Raw genomic sequence first — 14,024 nt, forward strand, 5'->3', positions numbered from 1 at the left:
GAAGTTGTTTGTTAGAATACGGGTCCCCGCCGCTGTAGCTCAGTCGGTAGAGCAGCGCATTCGTAATGCGAAGGTCACCAGTTCGATTCCGGTCAGCGGCACCAAGGATTAGCAGCAAGATCAAAGGGTTACAGGCGCAAGCGTGTGGCCCTTTTGTCTTTTGTGGCCTCTGCACGGCAATTGCCGGTATCATGACCGTGTCCGTATTGAAATAATGCCTATGCGCCGCTGGGTCATCATCATTCTGCTGCTGGTCTATCCGCTCCAGGTCGCCCTGGCAGTGGCGGACAAGTGCTGCGTGACGACACCCGCCGGGGTCACCCATCACAGCGGCGGACAGGCCGGCGCCATCGCCGCCCAACCGGTCTTCGTCGTCGACGACGAGCGTCCGGCACTGGCGGACCCGCATTGCGCGGCCTGCGTGTTCGGCCAGGTGCTTTATCTGCCGTCGGATTTTATCGTCATCCCGGCCGAGCGCGGCCACGCCGCCAGCATCGATTTCCATCCTCCCTACCTGACGGCGCCGCCGACGGCCCGCCTCGAACGCCCCAAATGGTTTGTCGCCGCTGACTAGCGCGCAGACGATCCCTTGATCCCCTAGCGAGCCTGCCCGGCTCGCGTGCCCCTGCGCGCCTGATTCACCATTTTCAGGAGCAGGCATGACTATCCGAACCAAACGACATCACGTCCTGGTCGCGATCGTCGCATTGGCATGGGGCTGCAGCGCAGCCGAGCCGATGCGCGTTGCGCCAGGCACAGCAACACCCATCGATCTACCGACCGCCATCGGCCTGGCCCTGGCCCAGCCCGCGGTGCAGGCGGCCGCCCACGAAGTGGCGGCGAGCGAAGCGGGACTCGAGCAGGCCGGGCGCCTGCCGAATCCCGAGCTGGCGTATCTGCGCGAAGGCCAGCAGGCCGGCACGCGGACCACCACGGTCCAGATCAACCAGCCCATCGAACTAGGCGGCAAGCGGCAGGCCCGCGTCGCCCTGGCGCAGGGCAGCCTCGAGCTGGCCAGAAGCCAGCAGCTGGCCGTGCGCCGGCAGGTCCGCGCCGAGGCCATCGCCGGCTACTACGAAGTACTGGTGGCCCGGCAGCGGCAGGAACTCGCGCAATCCCTGCTCGAACTGGCACGCCAGAGCGTCGAGGTGGCCGGCAAGCGCGTCGCCGCCGGGAAGATCTCGCCCATCGCCGAGACCAAGGCCCGTCTTGCCGCCGCCGATGCGGCAACGGAACTGAACCAGGCCAGGGCGCAGCTCACGCTGGCCAGGACCAGGCTGGGCGCCCTGATCGGCAGGCCGGCGGAGGCGATCGATGTGGCGGCGCCGTCCGGCGATCTGCCCCAGGTGCAGCCGCTGGCCGCACTGCAGGCCCGGGCCGGCGACGCGGCAGACGTCCGGCAAGCCCGCAGCCAGCTCGCCGCCCAGGAGGCGCAAGCCGGCGTGGAGCGCGCGGCGCGCATCCCGGACCTGACGCTGTCCGTGGGCAGCCAACGCGACGAGCAGGCCGGGCGGCGCCAGGCGGTGCTCGGGCTGTCGATCCCGCTGCCGCTGTTCGACCGTAACGCGGGCAGGCTGCAGGCGGCGCTGCGGCGTGCCGACAAGGCGCGCGACGAACTCGCCGCCGCGCAAACGAAGGCCGCTTCGGCGCTGGCCGGCGCCTACACGCGCTACGAAGTGGCCAGGAGCGAGGTCGAGCTGCTGCGGCAGGACGTGCTGCCCCAGGCCAAAGACGCCTACGAGCTGACCCTTAAGGGCTTCGAGTACGGCAAGTTCCCCTTCCTGGACGTGCTCGACGCCCAGCGCACCTGGTTCCAGGCGCAGTCGCGCCTCTGGAACAGCATGCTCGACGCCTGCCGCGCCTATGCCGAGATCGAAGCGATCGCCGGCACCCTTGAAGAAGACAAACGAGATACGAAGCGAGATTCGCAATGACCCGTCAACAGAAATTATCGATCGCGCTGATGTGCGCGGTCGCCGCCATCCTTGCCGCGCTGATGCTGTGGCGCCAGCCGGCAGCACCCGGTACCCAGCCGGCGACCGAACACGAAGCGCACAAGGATTCGCACGGCCACGACGACCGCCACGCCGAAGCCGATGCAGTGCCTGCCCAGGCCGAAGACGAGCGCGGCATCGCGATGAGCGAGGCCCAGATCAAGGCCAACGGCATCGCCATCGACACCGTCAAGCCGGCCATGATCCAGGAGCGCCTGCACCTGCCGGCGCAGATCAGGGTCGACGCCGAGCGCACCGTCGCGCTGGCCGCGCCGGCGCAAGGCATCGTGCAGTCGGTGCTGGTGTCGCCCGGCGCGACGGTGAAGAAGGGCCAGGCGCTGGTGGCAATCCAGAGCCCGGCGGTGGCGCAATGGCGCGCGGAGCTGGGCAGTGCCCGCCAGCGCCTGAAGCTGGCCAAAACCACCTACCAGCGCGAGAAGACCTTGTGGGAAGAACGGATCTCCGCACGCCAGGACCTCGACGCGGCGGAGACCGCGCTGAAGGAAGCCGGGATCGCGGTGCAGGCGGCGCAGCAGCGCCTCGGCGCCCTCGGCATCGCGGCCGGCGACGAAGGCGTGTCCAGCATCGTGACCGTGCGCGCGCCGCTGGATGGGGTGGTGGTCGAGCGCCCGGCCGTGGCGGGGCAGGCGGTCGACGAAACCAGGCCGCTGCTCACGATTGCCGACCTGTCCCGGGTCTGGGTCGAAGCGGCGGTGCCGGCGGACAGCCTGCCGCAGATCGGCACCGGCATGGCGGTGAAGGTCAGCGTCAACGCGCTGCCGGGTGCGCTCGACGGCACGCTGGCCTTTGTCGGCCCCGTGCTGGGCGAAACCACGCGCATGGCGACCGCGCGGATCGTCCTGCCCAACAAGGATCTGCGGCTGCGTCCCGGCATGCTGGCCAGCGTCGACCTGATGGGGCCAGCGTCGAATGTCCAGTTGACGGTGGCCAGCGACGCCGTCCAGACCATCCATGAGCACAAGGTCGTGTTCGTCCGCACTGAAGCGGGCTTCCGCGCGCAGGACGTCGTCATCGGGCGCGCCGACGGCAAGCGGACCGAGATCGTGAAGGGATTGGCGGCGGGCGCCGGCTATGCGGCCGGCGGCAGCTTCCTGCTCAAGGCGGATCTCGGCAAGTCCGAAGCCGAACACGAGGACTGAGCGGCCATGTTCCAGAAACTCATCGAACTTGCCATCGCGCGCCGCTGGCTGATCGTCTTCGCGGTGCTGTGCCTGGCCGGGCTGGGCGTGTACAGCTACCAGCGCCTGCCGATCGACGCGGTCCCGGACATCACCAATGTCCAGGTGCAGATCAACACCGGCGCCGCCGGCTATTCGCCGCTCGAGGTCGAGCAGCGCATCACCTTCCCGATCGAGACCGCGATGAACGGCTTGCCGCGCCTCGAGCAGACCCGTTCGCTGTCCCGCTACGGCCTGTCGCAGGTGACCGTCGTGTTCAAGGAAGGCACCGACATCTACTTCGCGCGCCAGCTCGTCAGCGAACGGCTGCAGCAGGCCAGGGCCAGTCTGCCGGCCGGGGTCGAACCGGCCATGGGGCCGACCGCGACCGGACTGGGCGAGATCTTCTACTGGACCGTCGAAACGAAGGAGGGCGCGCGCAAGCCGGACGGCAGCCCGTACACGCCGGCGGACCTGCGCGAGATCCAGGACTGGATCGTGGCGCCGCAGCTGCGCAGCGTGGCCGGCGTCACCGAGGTCAATACCATCGGCGGCTACCTGAAGGAATACCAGGTGGCGCCGGACATGGCCAGGCTGACCAGCCATGGCCTGTCGCTGGCGCAGCTGGTCGCCGCCATCGACCGCAACAACGCCAATGCCGGCGCCGGCTACATCGAGCGCGGCGGCGAGCAGTTCGTGGTGCGCACGCCGGGCCAGGTCAAATCGATCGAGGAGATCCGCAACATCGTGCTCGACGTGGTGCAGGGCGCGCCGGTCAGGGTGCGCGACGTCGCCGAGGTCGAACCGGGACGCGAGCTGCGCACCGGCGCCGCCACCGAGAACGGGCGCGAAGTGGTGCTGGGCGCGGTGTTCATGCTGATCGGCGAGAACAGCCGGGCGGTGGCGGAAAGCGCGCGCCGCAAGCTGGAAGCGGTGAACCGTTCGCTGCCGCCCGGCGTGCAGGCGCTGCCGGTGTACGACCGCTCGGTGCTGGTCAACAAGGCGATCGCCACGGTGCGCAAGAACCTGGTCGAAGGGGCGCTGCTGGTGATCGCGATCCTGTTCCTCTTCCTCGGCAACCTGCGCGCGGCCCTGGTCACGGCGCTGGTGATCCCGCTGACCATGCTGATGGTGTTCACGGGGATGGTCAAGGCCGGCGTCAGCGCCAACCTGATGAGCCTGGGCGCGCTCGATTTCGGCATCATCATCGACGGCGCCGTCGTCATCGTCGAGAACTGCATCCGCCGGCTCGGCCTCGCGCATGCCGCGGCCGGCCGGGCCTTGACGCGGGAAGAGCGCTTTGCCGAGGTGGCCGCCGCCGCCGCCGAAGCCCGGCGCCCGCTGCTGTTCGGCCAGCTGATCATCATGACGGTCTACCTGCCGATCTTCGCCCTGTCCGGCGTGGAAGGGAAGATGTTCCATCCGATGGCGATCACGGTGGTGATGGCGCTGGCCGCGGCGATGATCCTGTCGGTGACCTTCGTGCCGGCCGCGGTCGCGCTGTTCGTGAGCGGACAGGCGGCGGAGAAGGAAAGCCGGATCATGCACAAGGCGCAGCAACTGTACCGGCCGCTGCTCGACTGGGTGCTGCGCAACCGGCCGGTGGCCCTGAGCTTCGCGGCCCTGAGCGTGCTGCTGACCGGCCTGCTCGCGACCCGGCTGGGCACGGAGTTCGCGCCCAACCTGGACGAAGGCGACCTGGCGGTGCTGACGATGCGTATTCCCGGCACCAGCCTGCAGCAGTCGGTGGCGATGCAGCAGCACCTGGAGGCCACGCTGCTCGCGCAGTTCCCGGAAATCGAGCGCATGTTCGCGCGCGTCGGCACCGCCGAAGTGGCGACCGACCCGATGCCGCCGAATGCCGCCGACAGCTACATCATCCTGCGCCCGGAAAGCCAGTGGCCGTCGCCGCGCAAGTCGCATGCCGAACTGGTGGCGGCCATCACCGAGGCAGCCGGCAAGGTACCCGGCAATAACTACGAGTTCTCGCAGCCGATCCAGTTGCGCTTCAACGAGCTGATCTCGGGTGTGCGCAGCGATATCGCCGTCAAGGTGTTCGGCGACGACACCGAGACCATGGAGGCCACCGCGCAGCAGGTCGCCCAGGTGCTGGGCAGGCTGCCGGGTGCGGCCGAGGTCAAGGTCGAGCAGACCGAAGGTTTGCCGGCGCTGACCCTGTCGGTGGACCGGATCAAGGCTGCGCGCTATGGGCTGAACGTGGCCGATGTGCAGGAGGCCTTCGGCACGCTGGTCGGCGGACGCGAGGTCGGCATGCTGTTCGAGAGCGACCGGCGCTTTGCGATCACGGTGCGCCTGCCGGAGGGCGTACGCAACGACATCGACAGCTTGCGCCAACTGCCGGTCTCGCTGCCGCCGCAGGACGGCCGGGCCGCGAGTATTCCGCTGTCCGAGATCGCCAGCCTGGCCTTCGTCCCTGAAGCGAACCAGATCAGCCGCGAGAACGGCAAGCGGCGGATCGTCGTCACCGCCAACGTGCGTGGGCGCGACCTGGGCTCCTTCGTGGCCGAACTCGAGGCCAGCCTGGGCAAGGTCAAGCTGCCGGCGGGGATCTGGCTGAACCTGGGCGGGCAGTTCGAGAACCTGGAGGCGGCAAGCCAGCGCCTGGCCCTGGTCATCCCCGCCGCGCTGGCGATCGTGTTCGCACTGCTCTACCTGATGTTCAACAGCGTCAGGGACGGTTTACTGGTGTTCAGCGGCATCCCGTTTGCCATGAGCGGCGGCGTGCTGGCCCTGTGGCTGCGCGGGCTGCCGCTGTCGATTTCCGCCGCGGTCGGCTTCATCGCCCTGTCGGGCGTCGCCGTGCTGAACGGGCTGGTGATGATTTCCTTCGTGCGCACACTGCGCGAACAGGGGCAGGGGCCCGAGCAGGCAATGCGGGAGGGCGCGCAGGTGCGGCTGCGGGCGGTCCTGATGACGGCGCTGGTGGCCTCGCTCGGCTTCCTGCCGATGGCCCTGGCGACCAGTACGGGGGCCGAGGTGCAGCGGCCCCTGGCGACGGTCGTGATCGGCGGGATTTTGTCGTCGACCGCGCTGACGCTGCTGATCCTGCCGGCGCTGTATACCTGGGCGCACAGGCGGGAAAAGCCATAAGCCTTGGGCAGCGGAAATTAATCCGCTGCCCTTTTTCCATGTTCCTACAGCTCTGTTAGTCAGCGCACAGTCCCTGCCGGCCAAAAGTTATATTTTTTCTATCGCGACGCCGCGCAACCGGTGTCGAACCGGCATCGCGGCTTAACCCCAACGAAACGCGAATAGATCATCCCTACGCGCGGAACTCCTGAAAGTGTTCAGGGTCAATGTGTTGATGGTCGAGTATCGGTCTACTCCGCGTTGGTCAAAATCTTACGAAGGAAGACATCATGGATAATCAAAAGTCGAGCGAAGCAAAAGGTAGCACTTCGGGTAACAACGCAGCGAACCAGGGCAGCTCGAGCAACTCGGGCAGCCTGAACAAGAGCACCCAGTCGAGCCAGGGCAAGGACCAGAGCACTTCGACCGGCTCGAGCACCGGCGGCGCGACCGCATCGAGCACCGGCGCCGTGGGCGGCACCAGCAACGCCGGCTCGTCCTCCTCGTCGTCGCAGGGCGTCGGCTCGATGGGCGCGCTGAGCGCCAGCGGCTCGACTGCCAGCGGCACCAATAGCGCCACCAGCGGCTCGACCGGCGCTTCGTCGGGCGCCGACAAGGGCTCCAGCATGGGCGGCTCGTCGGGCAGCAGCCAGAGCGGCATGGGCGCGGGCGCAAGCACCGGTTCGGGCACCGGCGGCGATGCGAAAGACATCGCCGGCAAAGCCAAGGAAATGGGCGACCAGGCCAAGAACATGGCTGACCAGAAAGCCCAGGACCTGCACTCCAAGATCGACCAGGCTGCGGATGCCGCCAAGCCGATGGTCGACAAGGCCGTCAACAGCGTGCAGCCGGTCGTCGACCGCCTGGCCACCTCGGCCCACGCCGGCGTGGACAAGCTGCAGGGCATGCTGAGCGGCACCGGCGCCAGCCTGGGCCAGCGCAAGGAACAGCTGACCGACGCCTACGGCCAGTACATGGACCAGGGCCGCGAGTATGTGCGCCAGAACCCGGAAAAGGCGATCGCCATCGCTGCCGGTGTCGGTTTCCTGCTGGCCAAGCTGCTGGGCGGCCGCAGCCGCGATTACTGATCGCTTGGTTTGAGCACCTGGCGGTCGCGTAGGCGGTCGCCAGCAAACACAAAGCCGGCGCCATGCCGGCTTTGTGCGTTCTGTGGTGGAGTTGCCTGAATCTCACACAAATTCACGACAAAGTTGCAATAGGGGAATTTCTCCCTTAATCTTTACACCATGCGGCCCCAACCGCCATCCGCCGCCCGAATTCCCGCCGGCTGTCACGATTCCTTTTTCCATCTTCCATACGCAGATCTCATGCGTATGTTTATGCACATCCATTGATTGGACTGATATGCGTTTTTTGAATCTGAACATCGCCAACCGGCTGCGGCTGGGCTTCGGTTTGCTGCTTGTCTTTATAGCTGTGATTGCTTCCGTCGGTATGCAATCGCTGAACCAGCTGCACAAAGGGACGTCCGATCTCGCAGATGGCGTATGGCCGCGTGCGCGCCAGGCCAACATCGCGCTCGACAATCTGCGCGGCAGCATGGGCAGGATCGGCCAGCTGGTGGCAATCGACGATGCCGCCATGCGCGCGCACGCCACCGAGCGCCTGAATGCGAACATCGCGGCGATGGACAAGGCCCTGCAGGATCTCGAGCCGCTGCTGGTGACCTCGACCGGCAAAGCCCTCCTGGCCGAGGCCAGGGAGCAGCGCAAGACCTACGTGGCGCTGGTCGAGCAGGTCCAGGCACTGGTCAAGGATGGCAAGGCGGACGAAGCGCGGACCCTGGCCTTCGGCAAGACCTACGACACCCTGCAAGTCTTCGCGGAGTCGCTGCGCAAGCAGGTCGAGTTCCAGGAAACGCGCTTCGAGAACACGTCTCATGATGCAGACACCGTCTACGCGACCGCGCTGCGCGTGATCGGCGGCGTCGCCGCTGTCGCTGTGCTGCTGGCGATCGCCGCGGCGGTCGTGATCACCCGCTCGGTGGTGCGTCCGCTGAACCGCGCGGTCGACGTGGCGCGCACCGTGGCCGCCGGCGACCTGACCAGCCGCATCGAGGTGCAAGGCAAGGATGAAGCGGCGCAGATGATGCAGGCGCTGAAGGACATGAATGTCTCGCTGTCGACGCTGGTTCTCGACGTCCGTACCGGCAGCATCGAGATCGCCACCGCCGCGCGCGAGATCGCGACCGGCAACCTGGAACTGTCCTCGCGCACCGAGCAGCAGGCCGGCGCGCTGGAAGAAACGGCATCGTCAATGGAAGAGATGACCTCGACCGTCCGCCAGAACGCCGAGAACGCCCAGCAGGCCAATCAGCTGGCCGCCAGCGCATCCGGCGTGGCGCGCCGCGGCGGCCAGGTGGTGGCACGCGTGGTCGAGACCATGGGCGACATCGACCAGGCCTCGCGCAAGATCGTCGAGATCATCTCGGTCATCAACGGCATCGCCTTCCAGACCAATATCCTGGCCCTGAATGCCGCCGTCGAGGCGGCACGCGCCGGCGAGCAGGGCAGGGGCTTCGCCGTCGTCGCCGGCGAGGTGCGCACGCTGGCCCAGCGTTCGGCCGCCGCCGCCAAGGAGATCAAGCAGCTGATCGACGACTCGGTCGCCAAGGTGAGCGTGGGCTCGCAACTGGTGTCGGATGCCGGCGCGACCATGGACGAGGTGGTGACGAGCGTGCAGCGCGTGACCGACATCGTGGCCGAGATCAGCAGCGCCAGCCGCGAGCAGGAAGGCGGCATCGTCCAGATCAACCATGCCGTCACCGAAATGGATTCGGTCACCCAGCAGAACGCAGCCCTGGTCGAGGAAGCGGCCGGCGCCGCCGGCAGCCTGCAGGAGCAGGCCGACCGGCTGGCGCAGATGGCGGCCGTGTTCAAGGTGGAGATGCCGGCAACTGCCGCCGCACCGGCGCGCAAGGCGGCGCTGAAGGCCGCGCCGGCGCAGCGCTTGCCGGTGGCGGCTGCGAAGCCGAAGGCCGCGGCCAGGACGAAGGCCGCGGTGGCAGAGGAGTGGGAGACTTTCTAACGCCGTCGTTCCCGCGCTAAAACACCGTCGTTCCCGCGCAGGCGGGAACCCAGGTTTGCGTGATTCGCTGCGAACTTGGACCCCCGCCTTCGCGGGGATGACGGTTATATATCGCGGGGGCGACGCTTATTTAACCGTGCTTTCCTCGCTCGGCACCGGATGATGCGGATGCTTGCGCAACCTGCGCGCCGTCCGCCCCATCCAGTGCTCGGCATCGTCCACGTAGGTGAACACGGCCGGCACCACCAGCAGCGAGAGCAGGGTCGAGGTGATCAGGCCGCCGATCACCGCCACCGCCATCGGCGAGCGGAAGCTCGGGTCGCCGGACAGGCCCAGGGCCAGCGGCAGCATGCCGGCGCCCATCGCCAGCGTGGTCATGACGATCGGGCGCGAACGCTTGTGGCAGGCGTCGATCAGGGCGTCGACCCGGTTCATGCCGGCCTTGCGCGCCAGGATCGCGTAGTCCACCAGCAGGATCGAGTTCTTGGTCACGATCCCCATCAGCATGATCAGGCCGATCATGGTCGGCATCGACAGCGCGTTATGCGTCAGCAGCAGGGCCACGAAGGCGCCGCCGATCGACAGCGGCAGCGCCGCCAGGATGGTCACCGGCTGCAGGAAGTCGGTGAACAGCAGCACCAGCACCCCGTAGATGCACAGCACGCCGATCAGCATGGCCACGCCGAAGCTGGCGAACAGGTTGCGCATCTCCTCGGCATCGCCCAGTTCCGCGATCTGTACCGACGCCGGCAGGTTACGTAGCGACGGCAGGGCGCGCGCCTCGGCATTCACTTCGCCCAGCGAGCGGCCGTTCAGCTCCACCTGCAGGGTCACCTGGCGGCTGCGGTTCAGACGGTCGATCTGCGCCGGGCCGCTTTCCAGCGTGATGTCGGCCACGTTCGCCAGCATGACCGGGCCGTTCTTGCCCGGCACTGTCAGGCGGCCGATGGCGTCGAGGTCGGCGCGCACGGCGTCCGGCAGCTTCACGCGGATCGGCACCTGGCGCTCGGACACGTTCATCTTCGCCAGTACCTGGTCGTAGTCGCCGGCGGTGGCCACGCGCACGGTCTCGCCGATGCTGGCCGCGGTCACGCCGAGGTCCGCGGCGCGCGCGAAGTCGGGCCGCACGATGATCTCGGGACGCACCAGCGAGGCGCTGGAACTGACGTTGCCGACGCCGCGCAGCGTGCGCATCTCGCGTTCGGCCTGGCGCGCGACGGCGGTCAGCGCCGCCGGGTCTTCGCTGCGCAGCACCATCTGCATCTTGATGCCGGTGTCCGGCGGGCCGACGGTAAAGCGGGCGCCGGGGATGTCGGCCAATTTGGCGCGCAGGTTCGATTCGATGACGGCCAGCTTTTCCTTGCGGTCGCTGCGGTGCACGGTGCTCAGGGTCAGCACGGCGCGGCGCGCCTCGGCCGCGGCGCCGGGGGCGAAGGCATCGCCGCTGGAACCGCCGCCGACCGAGCTGAACACGGCCTTCACATGCGGGACCTGCAGCGCCGCCACGCGCGCGCGCTCGGCCACGGCGCGGGTTTCTGCCAGCGTCGAGCCGGGCGGCAGCTCGATGTTGATCTGGGTCTGGGCGCGGTCGGCGGGCGGCACGAAGCCGGTCGGCAGCAGCGGCACCAGCGAGATCGAGGCCACGAAGAACAGGGCGGAGGCCAGCATGGTCAGGCCGCGGTGGCGCAGGCACCACTGCATGGCGCGCATGTAGCGGCGCATGATGGGGCCGTCCTTTTCCTCGCGGTGTTTGGTCGGCTTGAGGAAGTAGGCGGCCATCATCGGCGTCAGCAGGCGCGCCACCAACAGCGAGGCCAGGATGGCCAGCACCGCGGTCCAGCCGAACTGCTTGAAGAATTTACCCGAGATGCCGCTCAGGAAAGCGGTCGGCAGGAACACGGCCACCAGCGAGAAGGTCGTGGCGATCACCGCCATGCCGATCTCGTCGGCCGCTTCCAGTGCGGCCTGCATCGGGCTTTTACCCATCCTGAGGTGGCGCGAGATGTTTTCGATCTCGACGATCGCATCGTCGACTAGCACGCCCACCACCAGGGCCAGCGACAGCAGGGTCACCATGTTCAGCGTGTAGCCGAACAGGTACTGGCCGAGGAAGGCCGGAATCACCGACAGCGGCAGCGCGGCCGCGGCGACGATGGTGGCGCGCCAGTCGCGCAGGAACAGCCACACCACCAGCACCGCCAGGACCGCGCCTTCGTACAGCATCTCCATCGAGGCGTCGAAGTTTTCCTCGACCGGCAGGGCGTTGTCGATCACTTCGTGTAGCACGACGTTGCCATGCTTGGCTTGCAGCTCCTGGATGGCAGCGCGCACGCCGGCCGCCACTTCGGTCTCGCCGGCGCCGCGGGTGCGGAAGATCTCGAAGCCGACCACGGTGCGGCCATTCTGCTCGGCCAGCGCGCGCGGCTCGGCCACGGTGTCGGACACGGTCGCGATTTCGTCCAGGCGCACGTGGCGGCCGTTCGAGAGTGGAATATCCATGCGCGCCAGTTCGGCGGCGGTCTGCACGGTGGCGAGAGTGCGCACCGACTGCTCGGCGCCGCTGACGTCGCCGCGTCCGCCCGGTTCTTCGCGCTGCACGTTGCGCAGCTGGCGCGAAACGTCCAGCGCCGACACGCGCAGCGCCGCCATCCTGGCATCGTCGAGCTCGACCCGCACTTCGCGGGTCACGCCGCCCACGCGCTTGACCGCGCCCACGCCGGGCACGGCCAGCAGGCGCTTGGACACCGTGTTATCGACGAACCAGCTGAGGTCCGGTGCATCCAGGGCCGGTTTGCCGTTCGCCTGCGCCGCCTCGGCGGTGAAGGTCAGCACCACGCGGCCGGCGGTGGTGACCTTGGTCACGCTGGGGTCGCGCATCTCGGCCGGCAGGTCGGCGCGCACGCGCGAGACGGCGTCGCGCACGTCGTTGACGGCATCCGACAAGTCTTTTTCGAGGACGAATTCGACGGTGACGGTGGCCACGCCGTCCAGCACCTTCGTATAGATGTTCTTCACGCCCTGCAGGGTCGCGACCGAATCCTCGATCTTGCGCGCGACCTCGGTTTCCAGCTGGGCCGGGGCGGCGCCGTCGAGGGTGGCGGCGACGGTCACCACGGGCAGTTCGATGTCCGGGAAGTCCTGCACCTTGTTGGCCTTGAAGGCCAGGATGCCCGCCAGCGTGAGCAGGGCGAACAGCATGATCGCCGGGATTGGATTGCGGATCGAGAAGGCCGAAAAATTCATCGTCGATCCTTCAGCGTGCGGCGACCGGCGTGGCCGGCTGCGCAGCCGGCGTGGCGACGTTCTTCACCAGATCGCCATCGTTCAGGAAGCCGGCGCCGCTGGTCACCACCAGCACGTCGGCCGGCAGGCCGGCCGTGACTTCGACGCGCTCGCCGAGACGGCGGCCGGTCGTCACCTTCACCTGGCTGACGCGGTTGTCCTGGTTCAGGCGGAACACGTAGGAGAAGCCGTCGCGCACCACGACCGCCTGCTGCGGCACCGTCAGTGCGCCCGACTCGCCCAGAGCGAACTCGCCGCCGGCGAACATGCCGGCCTTCAGCGGCGCATTCGACGACAAACTCGGCGGCAGGTCGACATAGACCAGGGCGACGCGGCTTTGCGGATCGACGGTCGGGGCCACGGTGCGCACCGTGCCGTTGACGGTGGTGCCGCTGGCGGCTTTGACCTGGGCCTTCAGGCCCGGCTTCATGCGCGGCAGTTCGGCGGCCGTGATCTCGGCGCGCCATTCCAGGCGGCCCTGGCGGATCATGCGGAACAGCTCCGTGCCGACGCCGGCGACCGCGCCGACGGTGGCGTTGCGCGCGGAGATGATGCCGCTGTCGGGCGCCACCACCTGGGTGTACTTCAGGCGCAGCTGCTGCTGCGACAGCGTGGCGCGCGCGGCTGCGACCCGCGCCGCGGCGGTGCGCTCGGCGGTGATGTACTGGGTAACTTGCTGCTCGCTGAGGGCGCCCGAGCTTTTCAGTGCGCGGGCGCGCCCGGCGTCGGCCTGGGCGGCGGCGGCATTCGCTTCGGCTTCCTGCAGCGCGGCCTTGGCCTGGGCCAGGTCGGCGTTGACGACGTCGGCATCGAACACGGCGAGCACCTCGCCCTTCTTGACGACGTCGCCGACGTTGACGCGCACTTCGCGCAGGCGCAGGCCGTTCGATTCGCTGCCGATCACGGCTTCCTGCCAGGCGGCGACGTTGCCGTTGGCGGCCAGGCGCAGCGGCAGGCGTGCGGTGGCGGGGCGTGCCGTGGTGACGGTGAGGGCAGGGCGCGGGGCGGCCGCCTTCTTGTCGTCGGCGGCGCGGCTGGTCGCCAGCAGGCCGGCGAGGCCGGCCAGCAGGGCGACAGGGATCAGGAGATGGGGGCGGAGTCGGGTCTTCATCCTGCTAGTGTAGCAAAGGAAATTGGCCTGCTTCCGTTCCGTAAGTACGAAATCCGGGCCTGGCAGACCTGACGGCTGCAACGCCTTGCTCACTACAGTGTGCGCTGAACCTGGCAGGTCGATCGATCGCCGCAATGCCGCAAAAGCCGCTGGCTTTCCGGTTTGTTGGCGCCTGACTGTAGGATCTATCCCACTCTGGAGGGTGGTCTACACGCTATCGTAGTTCTACTGTATTGCACTGCACAATAAATAGGGTTATAGTTAAACCGTCTCCTCCAGTTTTCTCCGAAATCTGGATTCCGCCCGCGCCGCAAGGTTAGC

8 protein-coding genes and 1 tRNA gene are annotated in these 14,024 nt (G+C 67.8%); 7 read left to right on the plus strand and 2 right to left on the minus strand.

Features of this window, described 5'->3' with window-relative positions; translation table 11 throughout:
* Window positions 1-28 precede the first annotated feature (28 nt).
* The 7 genes from NX782_RS25355 to NX782_RS26455 all read left to right on the plus strand — a co-directional run bounded on the left by NX782_RS25355 (window position 29) and on the right by NX782_RS26455 (window position 9,310).
* Window positions 29-104, plus strand: a tRNA-Thr gene (locus NX782_RS25355).
* 116 nt (window positions 105-220) lie between these two features.
* The gene (locus tag NX782_RS25360) at window positions 221-574 is read left to right on the plus strand and encodes a hypothetical protein (RefSeq protein ID WP_258848285.1); all 354 of its coding nucleotides are present in this window, start codon (window positions 221-223) and stop codon (window positions 572-574) included.
* A gap of 85 nt (window positions 575-659) precedes the next feature.
* The gene (locus NX782_RS25365) at window positions 660-1,934 is read left to right on the plus strand and encodes a TolC family protein (RefSeq protein WP_258848286.1); all 1,275 of its coding nucleotides are present in this window, start codon (window positions 660-662) and stop codon (window positions 1,932-1,934) included.
* Window positions 1,931-3,154, plus strand: a complete 1,224-nt coding sequence (locus NX782_RS25370) for an efflux RND transporter periplasmic adaptor subunit (protein WP_258848287.1) — start codon at window positions 1,931-1,933, stop codon at window positions 3,152-3,154. The genes NX782_RS25365 and NX782_RS25370 overlap by 4 nt, the downstream gene beginning before the upstream one ends.
* A 6-nt stretch (window positions 3,155-3,160) precedes the next feature.
* Window positions 3,161-6,283 carry an efflux RND transporter permease subunit gene (locus tag NX782_RS25375; protein WP_258848288.1) on the plus strand — a complete coding sequence of 1,041 codons (3,123 nt, stop codon included), beginning with the start codon at window positions 3,161-3,163 and terminating at the stop codon, window positions 6,281-6,283.
* A 269-nt stretch (window positions 6,284-6,552) separates the two neighbouring features.
* On the plus strand, window positions 6,553-7,350 hold the full coding sequence (locus NX782_RS25380; RefSeq protein WP_258848289.1) for an ElaB/YgaM/YqjD family protein: 798 nt from the start codon (window positions 6,553-6,555) through the stop codon (window positions 7,348-7,350).
* A gap of 277 nt (window positions 7,351-7,627) precedes the next feature.
* Window positions 7,628-9,310 (plus strand): methyl-accepting chemotaxis protein, encoded by a 1,683-nt coding sequence (locus NX782_RS26455; protein ID WP_308633130.1) that lies wholly within the window; start codon window positions 7,628-7,630, stop codon window positions 9,308-9,310.
* Between the two features lie 126 nt (window positions 9,311-9,436).
* Here the strand turns inward: NX782_RS26455 and NX782_RS25395 are convergent, their stop codons facing one another.
* Complete coding sequence (locus NX782_RS25395) at window positions 9,437-12,553, minus strand: efflux RND transporter permease subunit (protein WP_258848290.1); 3,117 nt, start codon at window positions 12,551-12,553, stop codon at window positions 9,437-9,439.
* A 10-nt stretch (window positions 12,554-12,563) separates the two neighbouring features.
* A complete protein-coding gene (locus NX782_RS25400; RefSeq protein WP_258848291.1) occupies window positions 12,564-13,703 on the minus strand; it encodes an efflux RND transporter periplasmic adaptor subunit in 1,140 nt (379 codons plus the stop codon).
* Window positions 13,704-14,024 lie beyond the last annotated feature (321 nt).

It is taken from the genome of Massilia norwichensis (assembly GCF_024753245.1).
GTDB classification, from domain to species: Bacteria; Pseudomonadota; Gammaproteobacteria; order Burkholderiales; family Burkholderiaceae_D; genus Telluria; species Telluria norwichensis.

Excerpts from the sequence above, each read along its gene's own strand:
- NX782_RS25360 (WP_258848285.1), top strand. The coding sequence starts at position 221 with ATGCGCCGCTGGGTCATCATCATTCTGCTGCTGGTCTATCCGCTCCAG.
- NX782_RS25370 (WP_258848287.1), top strand. The coding sequence starts at position 1,931 with ATGACCCGTCAACAGAAATTATCGATCGCGCTGATGTGCGCGGTCGCC.
- NX782_RS25375 (WP_258848288.1), top strand. The coding sequence starts at position 3,161 with ATGTTCCAGAAACTCATCGAACTTGCCATCGCGCGCCGCTGGCTGATC.
- NX782_RS25400 (WP_258848291.1), bottom strand. The coding sequence starts at position 13,703 with ATGAAGACCCGACTCCGCCCCCATCTCCTGATCCCTGTCGCCCTGCTG.
- NX782_RS25365 (WP_258848286.1), top strand. The coding sequence starts at position 660 with ATGACTATCCGAACCAAACGACATCACGTCCTGGTCGCGATCGTCGCA.
- NX782_RS25380 (WP_258848289.1), top strand. The coding sequence starts at position 6,553 with ATGGATAATCAAAAGTCGAGCGAAGCAAAAGGTAGCACTTCGGGTAAC.
- NX782_RS25395 (WP_258848290.1), bottom strand. The coding sequence starts at position 12,553 with ATGAATTTTTCGGCCTTCTCGATCCGCAATCCAATCCCGGCGATCATG.
- NX782_RS26455 (WP_308633130.1), top strand. The coding sequence starts at position 7,628 with ATGCGTTTTTTGAATCTGAACATCGCCAACCGGCTGCGGCTGGGCTTC.